Below are 20,492 nucleotides of genomic sequence, written 5' to 3'. Positions count from 1 at the left end.
GCCGGGAAGCCGGGCACACTCGAGCCCGGGAACACCACAGGGAGAGACGCATGAAACCGAAGACGAAGGGCATCACCGCCGCGGTCGTCGGCACCGCGCTCGGTGCGGGCGGGCTCGCGTTCATCGCGATGCCGGCCAGCGCCGACGACAAGCCGGCGCTGCCGCAGGTGAGCGCCGAAGACCTGGTGCAGTCGGTCATGAAGGCCAAGCCGGGCGCGTTCGACGGCACCGTCAAGATCAGCAACGACCTGGGGCTGCCGTCGGTGGGGAGCGCGATCCCGGGGGCGTCCGCGCTGAACATCGACTCGGCGCACATCTTCAGCGACGGCGCCGGCAAGAGCCGCCTGGCCGCCACGCAGGGCGCGAGCCAGGAGACCGTGGTCCACGACGGCACGACCGTCTGGGACTACAGCTCCAAGACGAACACCGCGACCAAGGTGACCATCCCGGCCGACGTCGCCAAGCAGAAGGGCGCGGGCAGCGAGAAGCTGGCCGACCCGGTCGCGGCGTCGACCGAGCTGCTGGCGAAGGTCCGCGAGAGCAGCACGGTGTCGGTCGACGGCACCGCGACCGTCGCCGACCGCCCGGCCTACGAGCTGGTCCTGACGCCGAAGCCGAGCGAGCGGACGCTGCTGCGCGAGATCCGCGTCGCGGTCGACTCGCAGACGCGGATGCCGCTGCGGGTGTCGGTGCTGAGCAACGGCACGTCGACGCCGGCGCTCGAGGTCGCGTTCAGCGAGATCCAGTTCACGCAGCAGCCGGCCGACCTCTTCACCTTCACCCCGCCGAAGGGCGCGAAGGTGCAGGAGAAGACGCCGACGATCGACGACCAGGACAAGGCCCTCGCCGAGCAGGCGAAGGACGACGTCAAGGTCGTCGGCGACGGCTGGGACACCGTCATCACCGGCAAGGTCCCGGCGGACGCGCTGAACGCGGCGCCGAAGCAGCAGAACGGTCGCGATGGCCGGAACGCGGACCCGAAGGCGCTGCTCGAGCGGTTCGCCAAGAAGGTCAACGGCGCCTGGGGCAGCGGCTACCTCGTCACCACGAAGGTGGGCAGCGCGGTGCTGACCGACGACGGCCGCTTCGCCGCCGGCGCGGTGCCGGAGCAGGTTCTGTACGAAGCGCTGGGTCAGAAGTGACCAGCACGGCCATCGAGTCCGGGGCGGACGTCTCTTCGGAGGCGTCCGCCCCGGCGGTCCCGCTGGCCGCGCGCACGCGGGGGTTGCGCAAGGTCTACGGCAGCACGGTCGCGGTCGACCACGTCGACCTCGACATCCCGGAGGGCGCGGTCGTCGGGATGCTCGGGCCGAACGGCTCGGGCAAGACGACCACCATCCGGATGCTGCTCGGCCTGGTCCGGCCGACCGAGGGCGAGGTCGAGCTGCTCGGCCGGCCGATGCCGGACGCCGCGGCGCACGCGCTGCCGGACGTCGGCGCGCTGGTCGAGGGGCCGGGCTTCCACCCGTTCCTGTCCGGGCGCGACAACCTGCTGCGCTTCGCCGCGGCGGAACCGCGGCTGACGTCGGCCGGGATCCCGGCGGCGGTGGATTCCGCGCTGGAGCGCGTCGGGCTGACCGGCGCGGCGCGGCGGCGCTACAAGGGCTACTCGCTCGGCATGAAGCAGCGGCTCGGGCTCGCTTCGGCGTTGCTCGTGCCGCGGAAGATGGTCGTGCTCGACGAGCCGACCAACGGCCTCGATCCTGCGGGTACCAGGGAGATCCGCAGGATCGTCGCCGAGCTGCACGCGGCCGGCGTCACGGTTCTGGTGTCGTCGCACCTGCTGGCCGAGGTGGAGGCGACGTGCACGCACGTGGCCGTGCTGCAGGCCGGCAACGTCGTCGCGCAGGGCGAGCTGGCCGAGCTGCTGGAGTCCGGCAACGCGGCGCTGCTGGTCCGCACGCCGGACGCGGAGAAGGCGGTGGAGGTGCTGCGCGAGCACCGGATCGGCGTCCGGCTCACCCCGGACGGTGTCCGCGCCGACCTCACGGCGACCGAAGCTCCGCGCGTGCTGCAGGTCCTGGTGGGCGCGGGGGTCGCGGTCCACGAGGCGACGCGGGCCCGCACCGGGCTGGAAGACCTGTTCGCGCGGCTCACGGAGGGGGCGGAATGACGGCGGTCCTGGAGGCACCGGCGGCCCGCACGGGCCACGACACGGTGCCGTTGCCGCGGCTGCTGGCCGCGGAGCTGCGCTGGATCTTCCGGCGGCCGCGCACGCTGGCCGTGCTGGGGCTGCTGGCGCTGATCCCGATCGTGATCGGCATCGGCCTGACGCTGGTGGACGACGCGGGCTCGCAGGGCGGCGGCCCGGACGACGGCGGCGGAGCGCTGCTGGCGTCCGCGGTGAACAACGCGTTCGTGCTGCCGATCGCGGCGATCGTGATGTCCCTGGCGTTGCTGCTGCCGCTGGCCTCGGCGATGGCGGGCGCGGACGCGATCGCGGGCGAGACGGCGCACGGCACGCTGCGCGGCTGGCTGATCGCCCCGGTCGGCCGGGGCCGCCTGCTGGCGGTCAAGGCGTTCGGCGTCGCGACGGTGTCGGTGGTATCGGTGCTGGCGATGTGCGTGACGGGCGTGGTGACCGGCCTGATCATCAACGGCACGGATTCGCTGTTCACTTTGTCGGGCACGACGTTGTCCCTGGGCGGCGCGCTGGCCCGCATCCTGCTGGTGGCGGGCTGGGTGGTGCTCCAGCTGTGGGCGGTCGGCGCGGTGGCGCTGGCGATCTCCAGCTGGACGGAACACCCGATGCTGGTGGTGGCGTCGGTCCTGGCGGCCGACATCGTGTTCACGATCCTCGGGTTCTTGACGTCCCTGGATTGGCTGCACCCGTTCCTGTTGACGCAGAACTGGTCGATGGCACCGGCGGAGGTGCTGCAGGACCCGATGGGCGGCCAGCTGCTGGGCGAGGGCGCCCTGCGGGCGGCGTGCTACATCGTGATCGGCCTTTCCCTGGCCTACGCCCGCCTGTCCACTCGCGACGGCTGAGGTTCTTCCCGGACGGCGTCAGCCGACCAGCGCGACGCCGTCCGGGTCGAACTCCAGCTTCACCGCATCACCGGCCCGAAGGTCCGAAGCCGCCGGTGCAACTGCGTCCACAGTGGAATCTTCGAGTTTCACGACGAGCCGCACGTGCTCCCGGCGGTGCACCGCCGCCACGACCTCGCCCGGCACTCCTTCGGCCGACACTCGCAGCGCGTGCGGCCGCAACCCCAGCCGGACCGGGCCGTCCTCCACCTCCGGCAAGCCGACGTCGCCCAGCGCCGTGTGGGCCACCCCGCCGGCCACGACACCCTCCACGAACGTCGTCACGCCGAGGAAGCGGGCCACGTCGTCGTCCGCCGGGTTGCGCCACACTCTCCGGACCGCGCCCTCCTGACGGACTTCGCCCGCGTCCAGCACCGCCACCCGGTCGGCCAGCGTGAACGCCTCCTCCTGGTCGTGGGTCACCAGCAGCGCCGTGATCTTGCTGCGCCGCAACAGGTCCGCCAGGTCGATCGCCAGCTGCTCGCGCAACCCGGCGTCCAAACCGGACAGTGGCTCGTCCAGCAACAGCAGCCGCGGCTTCGGCGCCAACGCGCGCGCCAAAGCCACTCGCTGGGCCTGCCCGCCGGACAGCTCCGTCACCCGCCGTCGTTCGAAGCCCGAGAGCCCCACCAGCTCCAGCAACTCCGCGACGCGCGGTGCCCATTGTGTCCGCGGTATACCGTGCATCCGAAGTCCGAACGCGATGTTCGCCGCGACGTCCCGGTGGCCGAACAGCTGGCCGTCCTGGAACACCAGGCCGAAGCCGCGCCGGTGGACCGGGACCGCGCCGAGGTCGTCGCCGTCCCAGCTCACCGTTCCGCGCGCCGACTGCTCCAGGCCGGTGATCGCGCGCAGCAGCGTCGACTTCCCCGAGCCGGACGGCCCCAGCAGCGCCAGCACTTCGCCGTCGGCGATGTCCAGCCGGACGTCGCGGACCGCCGTGAACGATCCGTAGTGGACAGTCAGGTCCCGCACCGACAGCGCCATCAGAACTCCCCCACCCGGCCGCGCCCGAGCCGGTCGATCAGGGCGACCGCCAGCACCGTCACGAGCATCAGCAGCGCGCACGCGGCGTACGCCATCTGGTTGTTCAGCTCCCCCGGGCGGCCCATCAGGGACGCGATCGCGACCGGCAGCGTCGGCGCCGTCGGCCGCGCGAGGAAGCTCGTCGCGCCGAACTCGCCGAGCGCGACGACGAACCCGAAGCCGGCGGCCGCGACCAGCGGGCGCAGCGTCAGCGGCAGGTCGATCTCCCGCCACACCCGCAGCGGGCTCGCGCCGAGCGTCGACGCGGCCTGCCGCAACCGGACGTCGACCGAGCGCAGCACCGGCAGCACCATCCGCACGACCAGCGGGATGATCACCAGTGCCTGGGCCAGCGGGACGAGGTAGGGCGACGTCCGGAGGTCGCCGGGCAGCGCGTCGAGCGTCACCAAGTAGCCGAACCCGACCGTCACCGCGGACACCCCGAGCGGCAGCATCAGGACGGCGTCCATGGTCTCGCCGAGCCCGCGCGCGGCCCGCGCCGGCGACCGGCGCAGCGCCACCAGCACCACGGACGCGAGCACGCCGACGACCATCGCGAGCAGCGTCGCGTCGATCGCCACCTTCAGCGAGTTCACCGCCGCGTCCCAGCCGGACACCTGCAGCGCGCCCTTCTCGCCGGTGCTCGTCAACGCTCGATAACCGGCGAAGCTCCAGCCGTCCGGAGTGGATACCGACTCGGCGAGCAGCGCGACGATCGGCGTCACGAGCAACGCGAGGACGACCCCCGCCGCGCCGACGACCCACCACTCGCCGCCCCGCGGCCGTCGCGCGCCGCCGGAGCCGATCCGGGCGCCGTCCTTGCGCCGGCGCGCCAAGCCGCCGAGCACCAGCGCGGCGACGACGGCGGCGAACTGGATCAGCGACAGCGCCGCCGCGCCCGACAGGTCCAGGAGGTCGACCGTCCGCAGGTAGATCTCGGTTTCCAGGGTCCGGTAGCGCGCCCCGCCCAGGATCAGGACGACGCCGAAGCTGGTGGCGCAGAACAGGAACACGACGGCCGCGGCGGACGCGATCGCCGGCGCCAGCGCGGGCAGCGTCACCGAGCGGAACGCGCGCCACGGCGACGCGCCGAGCGCGCGGGCGGCGTCGGTCGTCCGCGAATCCAGCCGCGCCCACAGCCCGGCGACGGTCCGCGCGACGACGGCGACGTTGAAGAACGCGTTGGCCAGCACGATCGGCAGCACGCCGCCGTCCGGCCAGAGCGCCCGGAACGCCAGGCCGACGACGACGGTCGGCAGCACGAACGGCACCAGCACGAGCGTCCGCGCGAGGCCGGCGCCGGGCAGCCGCACCCGCGCGAGCAGGAACGCCACCGGCAGCCCGGCCAGCACCGCGACGACCGTCGACGCGGCCGCGCTCGCGACGGTGAACCCGGCCAGCTGCCAGGTCCGCGCGTCGCCGAGGACGACGTCGAGGCCACCCGCGGCGAACCCGCGACCGATGATCGCCACCACCGGCCACGCGAAGAACACCACCAGGAACCCGATCGGCGCCAGTCCGAGCAGCGCCAGGCCGAGTCCGCGACCGGTCCTGGGCGGGGCTACTGCTGCACGAGCGTGCGCCATTCGCCGATCCACTTCTCGCGCCCGGCCTGCACCTGGTCCGCCGTGAGCGACTGCGGCTTCTGCGGCAGCGGCGCGACCTGCGCCCAGCCGGCGGGCAGGTCGACGCCCTGGCGTGCCGGGTAGACGTACATGTTCGCCGCGACCGTCGCCTGGAACTGCTGCGACAGCAGGAAGTCGACGACCTTGCGCGCGCTCTCCGCCTGCTTGCCGTTCGCCAGCACGCCGGCGTACTCGACCTGCCGGTAGCAGGTGTCGAGCAGCGCCTTGGTGCGCGGCTTGCCGTCGTCGCCCACCTCGGCGGCCGGCGAAGACGCGTACGAGACGACGATCGGGCGCGGCCCCTTGCCGGACGAGCCGGAGAAGTCCTTGGTGTAGGCCTCTTCCCAGCCGCTGACGACCTTGAGGCCGTTGGCCTTCAGCTTCGTCCAGTAGTCCTTCCAGCCGGCTTCGCCGTACTTCGCGATGGTGCCGAGCAGGAACGCCAGCCCGGGCGACGCCGTCGCCGGGTCCTCGGCGACCAGCAGGTCCTTGTACTTCGGGTCGGCGAGGTCGTCGTACGACTCCGGCGCCGGGATCCCCTTGCTCGTGAAGTAGTTCGTGTCGACGTTGACGCAGACGTCGCCGACGTCGACCGCGGACAGCCGGTGCTCGGGGTCGACGGCGTAGCGCTGCGGCCCGCGGTCGGCCTCCGGGCTGGTGTAGGGCTCGAAGACGCCTTCCTGCAGCGCGCGGGAGGCGAACGTCGAGTCGACGCCGTACGCGACGTCGCCGATCGGGTTGGCCTTGGTCAGCACGAGCTTGTTGGTCAGCGAACCGGCGTCGCCCTGCTTGAGCACGGAGATCTTGATGCCCGACTGCTTCTGGAACGCGTCGAGCACCTCCTGCGGCGCCAGGAAGGAGTCGTGCGTCACGAGGGTGACGGTGGGCGTCTGCTGCGTGCCACCGTCACCGTCCGACAGCGAGCACCCCGCGGCGACGACGCTGACGGCGACGACGGCCGTCGCGGCGCGAACAGCCCTGCTCTTCATCTACCCTCCTGCACTTCTCCGGACGAGGAGGGAAAGCCCTCCCTTCGCCGGCATGATCCGGTCAGGTGCGAACGGTCGCGGGGTGACCCGCCTCTCAGCCCGGCTGACCGGACTCCCGTGGCAACCGTGCAGCGTAGTCCAGGACGTACGACCATGGAGACATGACGGAAATCTTGAGCGACGCCGAGGCCGACGAACGGCTGGGCGCCGGCTGGACGCGGGCCGGCGCGGTGATTTCGCGCGAGGCGGAGCTGGCGAGCTTCCCGCAGGCGATCGAGGTGGTGGACCGGGTCGCGGTGCTGGCCGAAGCGGCCGACCACCACCCGGACATCGACATCCGCTGGCGCACGCTGACGTTCCGGCTCTCGACGCACTCGGCCGGCGGGCTCACGGAGAAGGACTTCGCGCTGGCGGCGCAGATCGACTCGGTCCTCGACTCGCTGTGATCTCGATAACTCTGGGTGCACTTTTTCGCGGTTTCGACGTCTCTCGGTAAACGGCACTTGCTATGGAGGGACGGCATGACGCAGGCGATCGTGGTGGGCACGGCGGCATTCGCGACGATGGTGGCAGCGGCCGGCGGGGTGCTCTGGTTCACCGCGCGAAGCCGCCGTCACCCGGATGCCGGTGAGTTCGATCACAGCCGCTAACAAAGAGCATGATCAGCGCGCTGAGCAGGGCGGAAGCATCGGTCTCGGCCCTAGGAAACGTCATGAACAGCACCGCCGCCCTCACCCCCGCCCAGCGCGCCTGGATCAACGCCCTCGCCCCCGCGGTCGTGCTGATCGCGATCGCGTTGATGGGCCTGCTCGGCTGAACCGGCCGCCGGCCTGGCTTCCCGGTCAGGCCGGCCGGCTTCAGTAACGCGGCATGTTCGGGATGGCCTTCTCGGCCACCTCGATGATCGCCAGCACCTTCGGCACGTCGGCCGCCACGTCCTCGGCGGTCATCGATGGAGCGTCCGAGGACCGGTAGGCGACTTCGTTGCGCCGGGCCCGCATGCGGTTGAACGGCCGCAAAACCGGCCCCAGCGGCGGGTCCAGCTGACCGAGGACAGCCTCGTAGACGGTCACGTGGCCACCCCGGCTCGTCACCCGCAGGCCCTGGTTCTGCAGCACGGCCGCCAGCGCCCGGCGCGCGCTGTCGTAGGCCAGCGTGTAAGCGCCTTCCGGATCCGTGTCCTGCAGCTGCCGCGCCGAAGCGAGGTGGGTACGGGCCCGGAGCAGCTCGGCCTCGGCCGCCTCCCGCGAGGCCGGGACGTGCTCGATGGCGCCGCGCGCGATGAACGCGTCGATCCGGTCGCGCCCTTGGTTCCACTGGGGCATCAAGCCTCCTGGTCGAGGTTCAGCCGGGCCAGCGGCCGTTCACGAACGCTGGTGACGAACGGATCCGTCGTGTCCGCCGCCCACGACCGCGGCGAGATCCGGTGCACGTTGACCTCGCGGCCCAGCCGTCGCGACACGCCCTCGGCCACGTCGAAGAGCTCGTCCGGATCGGGCGAGCCGACGACGAGGACGTCGACGTCGCCGGGCGGCGGCCCCGGTTCGCCGCTGTAGCGCGCGGCCCAGGACCCGTAGATGTAGGCCTCGGTCACGCCCGCGAGGCCGGACAACGCCTCGGTCAGCAACGGCATCGGCCCGAAGGTGACCGCCATGAGGTCGCTCAGCGGCCGGTAGATCGGCGTGTCCGTGCGGGCCTTGACGAGCCGGCTCCGGCCCACCCGCCGGTCTTCCAGGATGCCGCCGTCCACCAGCCGCCCGACCTCGCGCAGCGCGGCCGTGGGGGTGACACCGGAGGCGTCGGCGAGCTCGGTGATGCTGTACTCGCGGTCCGGGTGCAGCAGGACCAGCGCGAGCAGCTCACCTTGCGTGCGCGACCGCAGCAGCGGCAGCAGGCTCGGCGACACTTTCATCGGACGCAGCATATCCTGCGTTCAATGAAAGTAACAACCAGTGATCAGACGTTGAAGCGGAACTCCACCACGTCGCCGTCGGCCATGACGTAGTCCTTGCCCTCCATGCGGACCTTGCCCGCCGCCCGGGCCGCGGCCATCGTGCCCGCCTCCATCAGGTCGTCGTAGGAGACGATCTCCGCCTTGATGAAGCCGCGCTCGAAGTCCGTGTGGATCACACCCGCCGCCTGCGGAGCCGTCGCGCCCTGGGGGATCGTCCAGGCGCGGGACTCCTTGGGGCCCGCCGTCAGGTACGTCTGCAGCCCCAGCGTGTGGAAGCCCGCGCGGGCCAGCGAGTACAGGCCCGGCTCCGGCTGGCCGACCGACTCGAGCAGCTCGCGCACCGACTCCTCGTCGTCCAGCTCCAGCAGCTCCGCCTCGACCTTGGCGTCGAGGAACACCGCGTCCGCCGGCGCGACCAGCTTGGTCAGCTCCTCGCGGCGGGCTTCGTCGGTCAGCACCGACTCGTCGGCGTTGAAGACGTAGAGGAACGGCTTCGTGGTGAGCAGGCTCAGCTCCCGCAACGCCTCGAAGTCGACCTCCTTCTGCGCCTGGAAGAGCGTGCGCCCGACGTCGAGGATCTCCTTCGCCTTCTGCGCGTTGTCGAGCGCGGGCTTGTTCTCCTTCTTCGTCCGCGCTTCCTTCTCCAGCCGCGGCAGCGCCTTGTCCAGGGTCTGCAGGTCGGCGAGGATCAGCTCGGTGTTGATCGTCTCGATGTCGCTCGACGGGTCGATCCGGCCGTCGACGTGCACCACGTCGGGGTCGTCGAACACGCGGATGACCTGGCAGATCGCGTTGGCCTCACGGATGTTCGCCAGGAACTTGTTGCCCAGCCCGGCACCTTCGGACGCGCCCTTCACGATGCCCGCGATGTCCACAAAGGACACCACGGCGGGGACCGTCTTCTCCGACTTGTACAGCTCGGCCAGCTTGTCCAGCCGCGGGTCCGGCAGCGGCACGACGCCGACGTTCGGCTCGATCGTCGCGAACGGGTAGTTCGCGGCGAGCACGTCGTTGCGGGTCAGCGCGTTGAACAGGGTGGACTTGCCGACGTTGGGCAGGCCGACGATACCGAGGGTGAGGCTCACGACCCCGCAGTCTACGTGGCTGTTCCGCCCGAGCCCCACGCACCCAACGCCGCGTCGGATTTCCGCCAGCGGGCGCGCCGACCTGCTGACATGCTCGGATCCATGGTCACATCGACGGAGGCACCGGCGCTCTGGCGCGACGCCGAGCGCTGCTACCGCGTGGTCACCGCTCGCGACTCGCGCTTCGACGGCCAGTTCATCATGGCGGTCCGCACCACCGGCATCTACTGCCGTCCGTCGTGCCCGGCGTCGACACCGAAGGAGCGCAACGTCCGCTTCTTCCCGACGTCGGCGGCCGCGCAGGCCAACGGCTTCCGCGCCTGCCGCCGCTGCCTGCCCGACGCGGTGCCCGGCTCGCCGGACTGGAACGTGCGCGCCGACCTCGCCGCGCGGGCGATGCGCCTGATCTCCGACGGGACCGTGGAGCGCGAAGGCGTTCCGGGCCTGGCGCGGCGGCTCGGCTATTCGGAACGCCAGCTCGGCCGGGTGCTCACCGCCGAGCTGGGCGCGGGCCCGCTCGCCCTGGCCCGGGCGCACCGCGCGCACTCGGCCCGGCTGCTGATCGAGATGTCGGAGCTGCCGCTGACGGACGTCGCCTTCGCGGCGGGCTTCTCCAGCGTGCGGCAGTTCAACGAGACGATCCGCGAGGTGTTCGCGACGACGCCGTCGCAGCTTCGCGCCTTCGCCGCGTCACGACGTCGACACGACGTGAGCGGAACCCGGCTCAGCCTCCGGTTGCCGTTCCGGCCGCCCTTCGACGCTGTCGGGTTGCTTCGCTTCTTCGCCGCTCACGCGCTGCCGGGCGTCGAGGAAGTGACGTCGACGTCTTACGCGCGGACGCTGCGCCTCCCGCACGGCACCGGCGTCGTCCGGCTGACGCCGTCGTCCGGCCACGTGCGCTGCGAGCTGACGCTCACCGACCTGCGCGACCTCGGCAGCGCGGTCAGCCGCGTGCGCCGGCTGCTCGACCTCGACGCCGACCCGGCGGCGGTCACCCGGGTCCTGGGTGCGGACCCGGCGCTGGCCCCGGCGGTGGCGGCCGTGCCGGGCATCCGGGTGCCGGGCGCGGTGGACGGCGAGGAGCTGCTGCTCCGGGCGTTGCCCGACGTTCCGCTGCCGCCCGGCGAGGAGGTCCCGGGCGAGTGGGGCGTGACGCGGCTGTTCCCGACGGCGGCCCAGGTCGCCTCGACGGGTCACCCGGTGGCCGAGGCGCTGGCCGAGGGACGGCTGGAGGTGCACGTCGGCCGGGACGCGGCCGAGCTGCGGGCGGAGTTGCTGGAGTGCCCGGGCATCGACGAGGCGGTGGCGGACCACGTGCTGACGCGCGTCCTCGGGGCGCCGGACATCCTGCTGACCGGCGACCCCGCGGTCCGGCGTGGTGCCGAGGCGCTGGGCATCCCGCCGGACTCGCTGGCAGAGCGGGCGCGGGCGTGGACACCGTGGTGCTCGTACGCGGGCATGTACTTGCGCCACGCGGCGGCGAGGCTCGGCTGAGATAGCACAGCGGCCGGGGCCGCCCGGCTCGCCCAACCGGCCGCTGCCCGGGTCGCCCAACCGGCCGCCACATGGGCTCACCCAAACGGCCGCCGCTCGCTGCCGGCCCAACCCGACCGGCTCCTCGCTTGGAGCTGGCCGGCCCCGCCGGCTCCTTGCGCGAGGAGGCCCGCCCCGGCGGCTCCTCGCGCTCGGGGGTCAGCCTTGCTCGCCTCGCCAGAGGAGCGCTTGCGCCACGATCACCTGGTTGCCGTCGAACGTCGCGGCCGGGGAGCCGTGCAGCCGGTAGCCCAGCTCCAAAGCCTCGCTGACCCGGTGGCAGAACTTCGCGTCGTCCGGGCCGGTGAGCAGGCGGTAGCGGGGCAGGCCGTTCGGGGGCACGTCGGTCATGGCTTCATCTTGTCCGAATCCGTCAACCGGCGCGCACCTCCACTGTCGAGCCCGTGCGGGACTTCCGGACCCGCAGCCGCGTCGGGATGCGCTGCCGCAGTTCCTCGACGTGGGACACCAGGCCGACCACCCGGCCGCCCGCGCGGAGCTCGTCGAGGATGTTCATCACCACGTCCAGGGTTTCGGCGTCCAGCGTGCCGAACCCCTCGTCGACGAACAGCGTGTCCAGCAACGCGCCGCCCGTCTCGCCCGCCACGACGTCAGCCAGCCCCAGCGCCAGGGCCAGCGACGCCAGGAACGACTCGCCGCCGGACAGGGTCTTCGCCGGGCGGATCGTGCCCGAGTAGTCATCCAGCACGTCGATGCCCAGCCCGCCGCGGGTGCCGCGCGCACCCGCCGCGTCCGAGTGCACGAACGAGTACCGCCCCTGGCTCATCGTGCGCAGCCGGTGGGTGGCCGCGACCGCCACCTCTTCGAGCCGCGCCGCCAGCACGTACGAGCGCAGCGACATCTTCCGGCTGTTCTGCCCGCGCCCGTTGACGACGTCCGCGAGCGCGCGTAGCTCCGCGTACGCCGCTTCGGCCGGTGCGAGGCCGGCGAGCGCGTCGCGCAGCAAGTCGGCCAGCCGCGTCAGCTCTTCGTGCTGGGCCGTCGCCACCCGCAGCGCCGCGTACGCGGAGTCGGCGCGCGCCCGCGCCAGCTGGGCCGCATCCGCCGCGCGGTCGACGTCCGCGACGTCGTCCGGCGAGATCCCGAACAGGTCCGGCTCGGACAGCAGGGCCCGCGCCCCCGCCGCGGCGGCTTCGGCCTCGGCGATGCCTTGTTCCAGCTTCTCGATCTGTTCGTCCGGCAGCATCGCGGCCCGCGCCTTCTTCAGCGACGTGAACCCCTTCGCCTTGACCGCGGCCTCGACCAGCGCGCGCTGCTGGGCGACGCGCTCCCGGGCGCCCGCGACGGCCGTCCGGGCCTCGGCGACCCCTTCGAGGGCCTCGGCCAGCCCGACCAGGTGCTCCCGCCGGGCCGTGACGTCCGCGAATTCACCGCGCCCGGCGACGAGCCGGCGTTCACGCTCGGCCAGCCGTTCCTCGAGGGCCCGGACGTCGGTCGTGGCCTCGGTCGCCGCCTGTTCGGCCTGCCGGCGACGTTCGGTCCGCAGCTCCAGATCGCGTTCCAGGAGGACGACCTGCTCGCCGAGCTTCGCCTTCCCGGCCGCCCGCTCGGTCAGGCCGGCGACCGTGGACCGGGCTTCGGCGAGCTCCGCGGTGATCGACTCGGCCGTGCGCCCGGCCAGCCGTTCGACCAGCCCGGCCAGCCGTGCCTTCGCCTCTTCCAGCGCGACGACCACCCGCTGCCGCACCGCGTCCGCCGCCTGCTCGGCTTCCTCGGCGGCGCGTTCCTCGGCCGGGTCGACCAGTTCGGCGTCCCGGTTGGCCGGCGCCGGGTGCTCGGCCGACCCGCAGACCGGGCAGGGCGCGCCGGCCGGCAACGCGGCGGCCAGCTCGGCCGCCATCCCGTCGAGCCGCCGCTCGCGCAGGTCGAGCCGCCGCTGCCGGGCCGCTTGGTGCGCGTCGACGACCTCGCGCAGTTTCGCTTCGCCTCGCCCGACTTTCGCTTGTGCTTCGGGGAGTTCCGCCGCGTCGCGCGCGAACCCCCGCAGCTCGTCCACCCGGGCGCGCGCGCCGTCGAGCTTCGCTTCGGCTTCGGCCGCCTTAAGGGCATCCGCGCGCAGCTTGGCCAGCTGACCCGGGATGGCGGCCAGCTCGGTGGTCAGCGCTTCGACCTGCTGCTGAGCCGTGACGGCGGCCAGTTTCCGGTCGTCCCGCCGCATGACGTCGAGCTGCTGCTGCTCGGCCTCGGCGACGAGCTCCGCGACCGCGCCGGCCTCTTCCCGCGCGGCGGCCGCCCGCGCTTTGAGGTCGCCGGTCGCCCGGGTGCCGAACTCCCGCAGCCGCGCGCCGCGCTCCTTCTCGGCCTGCTCTGCTTCGGTCAGTTCCGCGGCCCGCCGGTCCAGCAGGTCGGCCTCCACCGCGACCCCGGCCGCCCGCCGCGCGGCCGCCACCTCCTGGGCCCACTCGGCGCGTTGCGGCGCCTGCTCGGTGATCTCGACGAGCCGCAGGTGCGCCGTGCGGACCCGGCGGATCTTCTCCGCGCCCGCGCGTTCTTCCTGCAGGTAGACATCGGCGCGCTGCGCCGCCGACCGCGTCCGCTCCTCGTCGGCGGTGACCTGCCCGACGCGTTCGGCGGACGCCGCCAGCACGACGTCGACCCACTCCGCCACGTCGGCCTCGGGCGGATCCTGCTGGGCTTCCTGCGCGTACCGGGCCAGCAGCTCGCGCACTTTTCCTTGCCGGTGTTCGAGTTCCCGGCCGCGCTCGACCCGCAGGTCCGCGAACCAGCGTTCGACGTCGGCGAAGCGTTCGGTGCCGAACAGCCTCTCCAGCAGCTTCTCGCGCTCGGCGGTGTCGGACCTCAGGAAGCGCGCGAACTCGCCCTGCGGCAGCAGCACCACCTGGAAGAACTGGGCCGCCGTCATCCCCAGCAGCCGCTCGACGGTGCGCGCGACCTCCTCGATCCGGATCAGACCCTCCGGTGGCAGCCCGGCGGGCGCGGCGCCGACCCAGCTCAACGACACCTTCGCCTGCTGGGTGGTCGTGCCCTCGCCGCGCCGCTTCGGCCGCTGGTACTCCGGGTTGCGCAGGATCTTCAGCCGGTGGCCCTGCACGGTCAGCTCCAGCGCGACCTCGGTGACCTGGTCGGGCTCGGCGAGGTCGCAGCGCAGCCGCTTGGCCTCGTTGCGGGCGCCGGGAACCACGCCGAACAGGGCGAACGCGATCGCGTCCAGCAACGTGGTCTTGCCCGCGCCGGTTTCGCCGTGCAGGAGGAAGAGACCGTCGGCGCCGAGCACGTCGAAGTCGACCACTTCGCGTGCGCAGTACGGCCCGAAGGCTTCGACCTCCAGCCTGTGCAGCCTCATTTCGCGAGTGCCCCCCGGTCGGCCGCTTCCAGGGCCCGGAACAGGAGCTGCTCTTCGCTTTCGGTGGGCGGCGCGCCACGGCAGTCGTCGAGGAAGCTGCGCGAGACCTCGATGTCCGACCGGCCGCGGACGGCGTCGGAGTACCGCAGCGGGGCACCGCTGTGCCCGCCTTCGGGTTCCCACTCCAGGTGCACCGCGAACGGGAACCGCTCGCGCAGCCGCCGCATCGCGTCCACCGGGCGCACCCGGTCGGTGACCGTGACCGACAGGAAGTGCTCGAGGAACTGGTCGTGTTCCGGCACCACGAGCAGGTCTTCGAGCTCGCCGCGCAGAGTGGCGAGCGCCCTCGGCACCGGCAGTTCGTGGCGGCGGACGTCGGCGAGCCCGCCCGCGTCGAAGTCGACCAGCCAGACCGATTTCCGTTGCCGCGCTTCGGAAAACGAGTACGCCAGCGGGCTGCCGGAATACCGCAGGTGCTCGGCGAGCGTCTGCGGGCCGTGGAGGTGGCCGAGCGCCACGTAGCCGACGCCGTCGAAAACCGAGCCGGGCACCTGCTCGACGCCGCCGACCGCGATCGTGCGCTCGGAGTCGGTCGGCTCGCCACCGGTCACGAACGCGTGCGCCAGCACGACGGATCGGACCCCGGGGCGGGTTTCGAGGTCCGCGCGGATCCGCCGCATGGCCTCGGTGAGCACGCCGGGGTGGCCGCGCGCGTCCGGCACGCCCAGCGCGTGGCGCGCCGGTTCCGGTTCCAGGTACGGAATTCCGTAGACGGCGACCGGGCCGTGGGCGTCGTCCAGCAGCACCGGCTCGGCCAGCCCGCCGACGGTGGTGCGCAGGTGCAGCCCGCCCGCCGCGGCGAACTCCGCGAAGGCGCCGAGCCGCGGCGCGGAGTCGTGGTTCCCGGGCGTGACGATCAACTGCGCGCCCGCGGCGCGGATCCGCGCGACCGCCGCGGTGGCCACCCGGACGGCCTCGGCCGACGGCACCGCGCGGTCGTAGATGTCGCCTGCCACCAGGACGGCGTCGATCGCCTCACCGGCCACGAGGTCGGCGAGGTGCCCGAGCACCGCTTCTTGTTCCGCGAGCAGATCGGCGCCGTGAAAGGTACGGCCGATGTGCCAGTCGGAGGTGTGCAGGAATCTCACGAGGGCCAAGGTACGACCCGGCCCCGACGAAATCGCGGCGACTCGCCGCGGACTCACTCGAACGTGTGTACGAACACTAGCAGGTGCCCAGTTCGAAGGCGAGGTCCTCGAAGGCCGCCAGCTGCTCGTCCACGCCCAGGCCCACGACGTTGAGGTCCCAGATCACCTCCGTGACGCCGAGATCCGCCGCCCGGCCGAGGTCCTTGACGATCGTCGGCTCCAGGAACGCCGCGCCCGGCGGCCCCGCGCGCAGCACGATCCGGCCGTCGCCGCCCGCGTCGCGGTAGATCCGCAGCTGCTCTTCCGTGTTCTCCCAGGAGAGGAAGGCGACGATCAGGCCGTCAGCGAGCCGCGCGGCGCGTTCGACGGCTTCGGGCGCGACGGCGCCGAGCAGGATCGGCAACGGCCGCTCGGGCTTGGGCCCGATGAGCGCCCGCGCGACCGGGTAGCGCGGGCCGTCGTGCTCGACGGGGTCCGGCGCCCAGCAGGCGCGGAGGACTTCGAGGTACTCCTCGAAACCGCGGCCCCGGCGCGCCGGGGGCACACCGCTGACCGCGAACTCCTCCGGCAGCCAGCCCTGGCCGAGCCCGGCGCAGACGCGGCCGCCGGAAAGCCGGTCGAGGGTCGCCAGCCGCCGCGCGAGCAGGACGGGCGGCTGGAACAGCGCGTTGACCACGCCCGGGACGAGGCGGACGTGCTCGGTGACCGCCGCGACGAAGGTCAACGCCTCCAGGGCGTCGAAGGCCGCGTGCTCGGGCAGGCCGGCGTCGTTGCGCCAGGCGGGCGTCGCGGGCACGAGGAGGCGGTCGTAGGTGCCGACGCTGTGGAAGCCGAAGCGGTCGGCGGCGAGCGCGATGCGCCGGATCGCATCGGGGCCCGCGAGCGGTTCGATGATCGGTAGGCCGACGCCGACGAGGGGGAACGTCATGGCGTGCTCCGTTCTCTTCTTCGAGTACTGCAGAAGGGGTCGGAGCGGTGCGCCCGGACCGGACACGCCCTGCCGGAATTTCATTTGTTCGCAGGTCAGCTACCCAGAGCGACGGTTCGGCTGCGGTTTTTGTCGGTGCTGTCCGCCATGATGTCTGCGCGGTCCGAACCAGGCGGCCCGGAGGGAGGAGGCGGAAGTGGCGACGGTGCTGACCACCGCGGCGATCGTGCTCGCGGTCCTGTTGCTGTTCGCCGTCGCGGTGCTGTGGCGGCTGTACAACGACGGGATGCGCCGGGCGGACGCGGCGGCCCGGCAGGTGGCGGCCGAGCGGGCGAAGTCGGACCAGCAGCAGCTGGCGTTGCGGCGCTACGAGGTCGCGTTCGCCTCGATCAGCGGGCGCGGCGAACTGGGCGAGCAGGTGCTGGTGGAAACCGCGCGGGCGCTGGGGCTGCGGGAGAACCTGCACTTCACGCTGCAGACGGACGTGGGCGGCGGCGGCTCGGCGAAACCGGACATGGTGCTGCGGGTGGGCGGCGACCGCACGGTGCCGGTGGACGCGAAGGCGAGCATGGCGATCTGGGCGGAGGCGGTGGAGACCGACGACCCGGCCGAGCGGGTCGACGCGTTGCGCGCGCACGTCCGGCAGATCCGGTCCCGGGCGGCCGAGCTGGCGGGCAAGGGCTACCAGCGCTGGGCCGACGCGATCTACGGGACGATCATGTTCGTCCCGTCCGACGCCGCCGTGGTCGCGGCGCTGGACACCGATCCGGAGCTGCTGCGCTGGCTCATCGACCGGCGGGTGTTCCTATGCGGGCCGACCGGGTTCGGGGTGCTGGCCTCGGCGGCGTTGTTCGCGGCGAGCGACCGGACGCTGGAGGCCGACGTCGAGCAAGTGCGTGCCGGGGCGGCGGCCGCGCACCGGGCGGCGGGCGGCGCGGTGGAGGCGCTGAACCTGTCGAGCACGCACCTGCAGCGGTTCCTGTCGGCGCGCCGGCGGGAGCTGGAGGCGCTGGAGGTGTTCCGGGCGACGGTGGCACCGCTGACGGACGCGGCGGGGAGTCCGTCCGCGGTCCCCCAGGTGCGGAAGGGGGACGAGCTGGCGGCCAGCTGAATGGACCGGTTTCGACGGTGCTGGGTGGGTCGGCCGGCTCCGCCGCCGACTTGAGATGACTAAACCTCGGCTGGCCGGGTACCCGGCCCGTCGGCGACGTAGACCACGTCGGCTTCGCGAGTTGGCGCACATCTTGCGTCGTCCGTCGCCGGTGGCAGTTGTCCGGTATGTCCCGTCGGTCAGCCGGCCCGCCGGCACCAGGCGGCCGACCTGACCGTAGGCCCCTCACCTGCGACGACCCGAATGTCACGGCGACGGAAAGGAGACAAACCGGCAGCGCGAGCAAGACGACCGGACCACCTCACGGCAGCACCCGGCGGGGCCACTCGAGTCACGCCGCCGGGTGGCGATACGCCCACGTCGGCGGCGGTGCTGGCAAGATCTTCACAACAACGAGATACGGTGTTGTCTCGTGACCGCGATTCGCGATCGCCAGAGCGATCCAGATGCCGACGACGTCCCCGTACCGTGGGACGAGCGTCCTGTCGTCGGTTCGAGGCGCGGGCTGCCGTGGTGGGCCGCGGTACTCGTCGGCTTCGGCCTGGCGATCGTGGGCGCCCTCATCGGCAAGCCGAGCCAGGGCAGCATCCCGCTGATCTTCACCGTCTGCTACATCGCCGGGGCCGTCATCGCGGTCTGCGCGGTGCGGCGGCGCGGGCTGTTCGGGCCGATGGTGATGCCGCCGCTCGTGCTGGCCGTGGTCGTGCCCGGCGTGATCCTGCTGACCTCGGGCTCCCAGGGCGACGACATGCTGTCCAAGGCCCTGAACATCGGCACGCCGCTGATCAACGGCTTCCCGACGATGGCGATCACCACCGGCATCACGCTGCTGATCGGGTTCGTCCGGATCTTCCGCGAACGCGACCCGGACGCCCCGAAGAAGGCCAAGGGCAAGGCGGCCGACCGCCGTCGGGCGGACGAAGACGACGAGAAGCGGTCGACGCGGGCCGCGGCCACGTCGGCCGGGGGCCGGCCACGGCCGCCCGGGTCGAGCCGCACCGGCCAGACCCCGGTGCCCCCGCGCCGTCCCCGAGACGGCGAACCGCCGCGGCGGCCCCGCCCGCCCGCGGACGGCGAACGCCGCGCCCCGGCCGACGGCGAACGCCGGGCGTCGCGAGGTGGCGCGCCCGCCGAACGCGACCGTGGCGCGCGCAAGCCACCACCGGCCGGCCGCCGCACACCGCCCCCGGCGGACAGGCGCGGCGACGCTCCCCGCCGACGCCCGCGCCCGCCCGCGGAAGACGGCCGTGACACGCCGCCGCCGCGCCGCCCCTCCGGTGGTCGGGGTGCGCCGCCGCGCCGGAACCGTCCCTGGGACGACGAAGAGCGCTGACGACCAGCGAAAGGCCGGTCACCTTCTGCGGAAGGTGACCGGCCTTTCCGCATGCGCGAGTGTGGGCCGCAATGGCTGGCGGCTTCGCGCCGGAGCACGCGATGCGCACCGGCTGGACACCGCACCGCCGGCAGGCCGCTCAGCACTGCGGCACGCGACTGCTCCGGCGGCGGGCCGCACCACCCCGCAACGCCGTTCGGCGACGAACCCAACCGGCCTCGCAACGCAGATCGGCGCCGAACCGCACCAGCCCCCCAACGCAGTTCGGCGGCGAGCCGCACCCGCGACCCGCCGCCGAACCGACCAAACCGTCAGACCTTCCGCAACTCCTTCGGCGGCGCGAAGGTGATCTTCTCGTTGGCCGTCGTCACCTCGTTGACGTCGCCGTAGCCGCGCTCGGCCAGCCAGGTCAGCAAATCCATCACCAGCTCGTCCGGCACCGACGCGCCCGACGTCACCCCGACCGTCGTCACCCCGGACAGCCACGCCTCGTCGACCTCGTGCGCGAAGTCGACCAGGTACGACGCCCGCGCGCCCGCCTTCAGGGCGACCTCGACCAGGCGCTTCGAGTTGGACGAGTTCGTCGACCCGACCACCAGCACCAGGTCGCACTCCGCGGCCATCGCCTTGACCGCGACCTGGCGGTTCGTCGTCGCGTAGCAGATGTCGTCGCTCGGCGGGTCCGCCAGACCCGGGAAGCGCTCGCGGAGCTGGTCGACGCGCTCCATCGTCTCGTCGACCGACAGCGTCGTCTGGGACAGCCAGATCACCTTCGACGGGTCGCGGACCTCGACCTTGCCGACGTCCTCGGCCGTGTCGACCAGCTGGACCTTGTCCGGCGCCTCGCCGGCGGTGCCCTCGACCTCCTCGTGGCCCTCGTGGCCGATCAGGAGGATGTCGTAGTCGTCCTTCGCGAAGCGGTTGACCTCCTTGTGCACCTTCGTCACCAGGGGGCAGGTCGCGTCGATCGTGCGCAGGTTCCGGTCGGCCGCCTCCTGGTGCACCATCGGCGAGACGCCGTGGGCGGAGAACACCACCAGCGCGCCCTCGGGCACCTCGGACGTCTCGTCGACGAAGATCGCGCCGCGCTCGCGCAGCGTCTCGACCACGTGCTTGTTGTGGACGATCTCCTTGCGGACGTACACCGGGGCGCCGTAGACCTCGAGGGCCTTCTCGACGGCGATCACCGCGCGGTCGACACCGGCGCAGTAACCACGGGGTTTGGCGAGCAGCACCCGCTTGCCGGAAGCGGTTCCGGTGATCGTCGGGGTACCCGCGGGCTCGATTCCGGGACTCGCTGAACTCATGGCACCCAGGGTACGGGCAGGTCCGAGACGAACTCGAAGTCCCTTTCGGGTGAGCTTCGTCCCTCTACCGAAGTGTGCCGGCGGTCACGCGCTGCGCACTT

Annotated in this window: 19 protein-coding genes and 1 riboswitch; of the genes, 8 read left to right on the top strand and 11 right to left on the bottom strand. The window is 72.7% G+C overall.

Going from position 1 to position 20,492, the window contains the following annotated elements; all coding sequences use genetic code 11:
* Positions 1-50 precede the first annotated feature (50 nt).
* From ACERZO_RS08080 to ACERZO_RS08070, 3 genes are read left to right on the top strand one after another with little or no spacing between them, the layout of a single operon-like run.
* Positions 51-1,142: a LolA family protein gene (locus ACERZO_RS08080; RefSeq protein WP_372663864.1), complete on the top strand. Its 1,092-nt coding sequence runs from the start codon at positions 51-53 to the stop codon at positions 1,140-1,142.
* On the top strand, positions 1,139-2,113 hold the full coding sequence (locus tag ACERZO_RS08075; RefSeq protein WP_372663862.1) for an ABC transporter ATP-binding protein: 975 nt from the start codon (positions 1,139-1,141) through the stop codon (positions 2,111-2,113). Before ACERZO_RS08080 ends, ACERZO_RS08075 begins: the two co-directional genes overlap by 4 nt.
* Positions 2,110-2,988: an ABC transporter permease gene (locus ACERZO_RS08070; RefSeq protein WP_372663860.1), complete on the top strand. Its 879-nt coding sequence runs from the start codon at positions 2,110-2,112 to the stop codon at positions 2,986-2,988. The genes ACERZO_RS08075 and ACERZO_RS08070 overlap by 4 nt, the downstream gene beginning before the upstream one ends.
* A gap of 18 nt (positions 2,989-3,006) precedes the next feature.
* Here ACERZO_RS08070 and ACERZO_RS08065 read toward each other — a convergent pair whose 3' ends face one another.
* From ACERZO_RS08065 to ACERZO_RS08055, 3 genes are read right to left on the bottom strand one after another with little or no spacing between them, the layout of a single operon-like run.
* Positions 3,007-4,014, bottom strand: coding sequence for an ABC transporter ATP-binding protein (locus ACERZO_RS08065; protein WP_372663858.1), 1,008 nt, complete (start codon positions 4,012-4,014; stop codon positions 3,007-3,009).
* The gene (locus tag ACERZO_RS08060) at positions 4,014-5,639 is read right to left on the bottom strand and encodes an ABC transporter permease (RefSeq protein WP_372663856.1); all 1,626 of its coding nucleotides are present in this window, start codon (positions 5,637-5,639) and stop codon (positions 4,014-4,016) included. Before ACERZO_RS08060 ends, ACERZO_RS08065 begins: the two co-directional genes overlap by 1 nt.
* Positions 5,615-6,667 carry a thiamine ABC transporter substrate-binding protein gene (locus tag ACERZO_RS08055; RefSeq protein ID WP_372663853.1) on the bottom strand — a complete coding sequence of 351 codons (1,053 nt, stop codon included), beginning with the start codon at positions 6,665-6,667 and terminating at the stop codon, positions 5,615-5,617. Before ACERZO_RS08055 ends, ACERZO_RS08060 begins: the two co-directional genes overlap by 25 nt.
* A 21-nt stretch (positions 6,668-6,688) precedes the next feature.
* Positions 6,689-6,796: riboswitch (TPP riboswitch) on the bottom strand.
* 32 nt (positions 6,797-6,828) lie between these two features.
* Between ACERZO_RS08055 and ACERZO_RS08050 the strand changes: the two genes are divergently transcribed.
* Entirely contained in the window at positions 6,829-7,113 is a 285-nt protein-coding gene (locus ACERZO_RS08050) for a 4a-hydroxytetrahydrobiopterin dehydratase (protein ID WP_372663851.1), read from the top strand.
* Between the two features lie 75 nt (positions 7,114-7,188).
* Positions 7,189-7,317: a hypothetical protein gene (locus tag ACERZO_RS08045; protein ID WP_372663849.1), complete on the top strand. Its 129-nt coding sequence runs from the start codon at positions 7,189-7,191 to the stop codon at positions 7,315-7,317.
* A gap of 207 nt (positions 7,318-7,524) precedes the next feature.
* Here ACERZO_RS08045 and ACERZO_RS08040 read toward each other — a convergent pair whose 3' ends face one another.
* Genes ACERZO_RS08040 through ychF form a run of 3 tightly spaced genes read right to left on the bottom strand, consistent with a single transcriptional unit; the run spans position 7,525 to position 9,706 of the window.
* The gene (locus tag ACERZO_RS08040) at positions 7,525-7,992 is read right to left on the bottom strand and encodes a hypothetical protein (RefSeq protein WP_372663847.1); all 468 of its coding nucleotides are present in this window, start codon (positions 7,990-7,992) and stop codon (positions 7,525-7,527) included.
* Positions 7,992-8,579, bottom strand: coding sequence for an ArsR family transcriptional regulator (locus ACERZO_RS08035; protein ID WP_372663845.1), 588 nt, complete (start codon positions 8,577-8,579; stop codon positions 7,992-7,994). Before ACERZO_RS08035 ends, ACERZO_RS08040 begins: the two co-directional genes overlap by 1 nt.
* A gap of 44 nt (positions 8,580-8,623) precedes the next feature.
* A complete protein-coding gene (gene ychF / locus ACERZO_RS08030) occupies positions 8,624-9,706 on the bottom strand; it encodes a redox-regulated ATPase YchF (RefSeq protein WP_372663843.1) in 1,083 nt (360 codons plus the stop codon).
* Positions 9,707-9,808: 102 nt separating this feature from the next.
* Between ychF and ACERZO_RS08025 the strand changes: the two genes are divergently transcribed.
* Positions 9,809-11,200 (top strand): DNA-3-methyladenine glycosylase 2 family protein, encoded by a 1,392-nt coding sequence (locus ACERZO_RS08025; RefSeq protein WP_372663841.1) that lies wholly within the window; start codon positions 9,809-9,811, stop codon positions 11,198-11,200.
* Positions 11,201-11,398: 198 nt separating this feature from the next.
* Here the strand turns inward: ACERZO_RS08025 and ACERZO_RS08020 are convergent, their stop codons facing one another.
* The 4 genes from ACERZO_RS08020 to ACERZO_RS08005 form a co-directional block, all read right to left on the bottom strand.
* Positions 11,399-11,590, bottom strand: coding sequence for a DUF1737 domain-containing protein (locus ACERZO_RS08020; RefSeq protein ID WP_372663839.1), 192 nt, complete (start codon positions 11,588-11,590; stop codon positions 11,399-11,401).
* A gap of 22 nt (positions 11,591-11,612) precedes the next feature.
* Entirely contained in the window at positions 11,613-14,564 is a 2,952-nt protein-coding gene (locus ACERZO_RS08015; protein ID WP_372663837.1) for an AAA family ATPase, read from the bottom strand.
* Entirely contained in the window at positions 14,561-15,712 is a 1,152-nt protein-coding gene (locus ACERZO_RS08010) for an exonuclease SbcCD subunit D (protein WP_372663835.1), read from the bottom strand. The genes ACERZO_RS08015 and ACERZO_RS08010 overlap by 4 nt, the downstream gene beginning before the upstream one ends.
* Before the next feature lie 76 nt (positions 15,713-15,788).
* Positions 15,789-16,640: a TIGR03619 family F420-dependent LLM class oxidoreductase gene (locus ACERZO_RS08005; protein ID WP_372663833.1), complete on the bottom strand. Its 852-nt coding sequence runs from the start codon at positions 16,638-16,640 to the stop codon at positions 15,789-15,791.
* Between the two features lie 196 nt (positions 16,641-16,836).
* Between ACERZO_RS08005 and rmuC the strand changes: the two genes are divergently transcribed.
* A complete protein-coding gene (gene rmuC, locus ACERZO_RS08000; protein WP_372663831.1) occupies positions 16,837-17,751 on the top strand; it encodes a DNA recombination protein RmuC in 915 nt (304 codons plus the stop codon).
* Positions 17,752-18,163: 412 nt separating this feature from the next.
* Positions 18,164-19,084, top strand: a complete 921-nt coding sequence (locus tag ACERZO_RS07995; protein WP_372663829.1) for a DUF6542 domain-containing protein — start codon at positions 18,164-18,166, stop codon at positions 19,082-19,084.
* Between the two features lie 311 nt (positions 19,085-19,395).
* Here the strand turns inward: ACERZO_RS07995 and ACERZO_RS07990 are convergent, their stop codons facing one another.
* Positions 19,396-20,391, bottom strand: a complete 996-nt coding sequence (locus ACERZO_RS07990; protein ID WP_372663827.1) for a 4-hydroxy-3-methylbut-2-enyl diphosphate reductase — start codon at positions 20,389-20,391, stop codon at positions 19,396-19,398.
* Positions 20,392-20,492: the final 101 nt, after the last annotated feature.

It is taken from the genome of Amycolatopsis kentuckyensis, from assembly GCF_041679295.1.
GTDB classification, from domain to species: domain Bacteria; phylum Actinomycetota; class Actinomycetes; order Mycobacteriales; family Pseudonocardiaceae; genus Amycolatopsis; species Amycolatopsis kentuckyensis_A.
This window is presented reverse-complemented; position numbering and strand designations above follow the sequence as displayed.

Bases quoted from the DNA above. Each gene is read 5' to 3' on its own strand.
- ACERZO_RS08025 (WP_372663841.1), top strand. From the start codon at position 9,809: ATGGTCACATCGACGGAGGCACCGGCGCTCTGGCGCGACGCCGAGCGC.
- ACERZO_RS08015 (WP_372663837.1), bottom strand. From the start codon at position 14,564: ATGAGGCTGCACAGGCTGGAGGTCGAAGCCTTCGGGCCGTACTGCGCA.
- ACERZO_RS08070 (WP_372663860.1), top strand. From the start codon at position 2,110: ATGACGGCGGTCCTGGAGGCACCGGCGGCCCGCACGGGCCACGACACG.
- ACERZO_RS08055 (WP_372663853.1), bottom strand. From the start codon at position 6,667: ATGAAGAGCAGGGCTGTTCGCGCCGCGACGGCCGTCGTCGCCGTCAGC.
- ACERZO_RS08060 (WP_372663856.1), bottom strand. From the start codon at position 5,639: ATGGCGCACGCTCGTGCAGCAGTAGCCCCGCCCAGGACCGGTCGCGGA.
- ACERZO_RS08045 (WP_372663849.1), top strand. From the start codon at position 7,189: ATGACGCAGGCGATCGTGGTGGGCACGGCGGCATTCGCGACGATGGTG.
- ACERZO_RS08050 (WP_372663851.1), top strand. From the start codon at position 6,829: ATGACGGAAATCTTGAGCGACGCCGAGGCCGACGAACGGCTGGGCGCC.
- ACERZO_RS08005 (WP_372663833.1), bottom strand. From the start codon at position 16,640: ATGACGTTCCCCCTCGTCGGCGTCGGCCTACCGATCATCGAACCGCTC.
- ACERZO_RS08020 (WP_372663839.1), bottom strand. From the start codon at position 11,590: ATGACCGACGTGCCCCCGAACGGCCTGCCCCGCTACCGCCTGCTCACC.
- ACERZO_RS08065 (WP_372663858.1), bottom strand. From the start codon at position 4,014: ATGGCGCTGTCGGTGCGGGACCTGACTGTCCACTACGGATCGTTCACG.
- ACERZO_RS08035 (WP_372663845.1), bottom strand. From the start codon at position 8,579: ATGAAAGTGTCGCCGAGCCTGCTGCCGCTGCTGCGGTCGCGCACGCAA.
- ACERZO_RS07990 (WP_372663827.1), bottom strand. From the start codon at position 20,391: ATGAGTTCAGCGAGTCCCGGAATCGAGCCCGCGGGTACCCCGACGATC.
- ACERZO_RS08040 (WP_372663847.1), bottom strand. From the start codon at position 7,992: ATGCCCCAGTGGAACCAAGGGCGCGACCGGATCGACGCGTTCATCGCG.
- ACERZO_RS08080 (WP_372663864.1), top strand. From the start codon at position 51: ATGAAACCGAAGACGAAGGGCATCACCGCCGCGGTCGTCGGCACCGCG.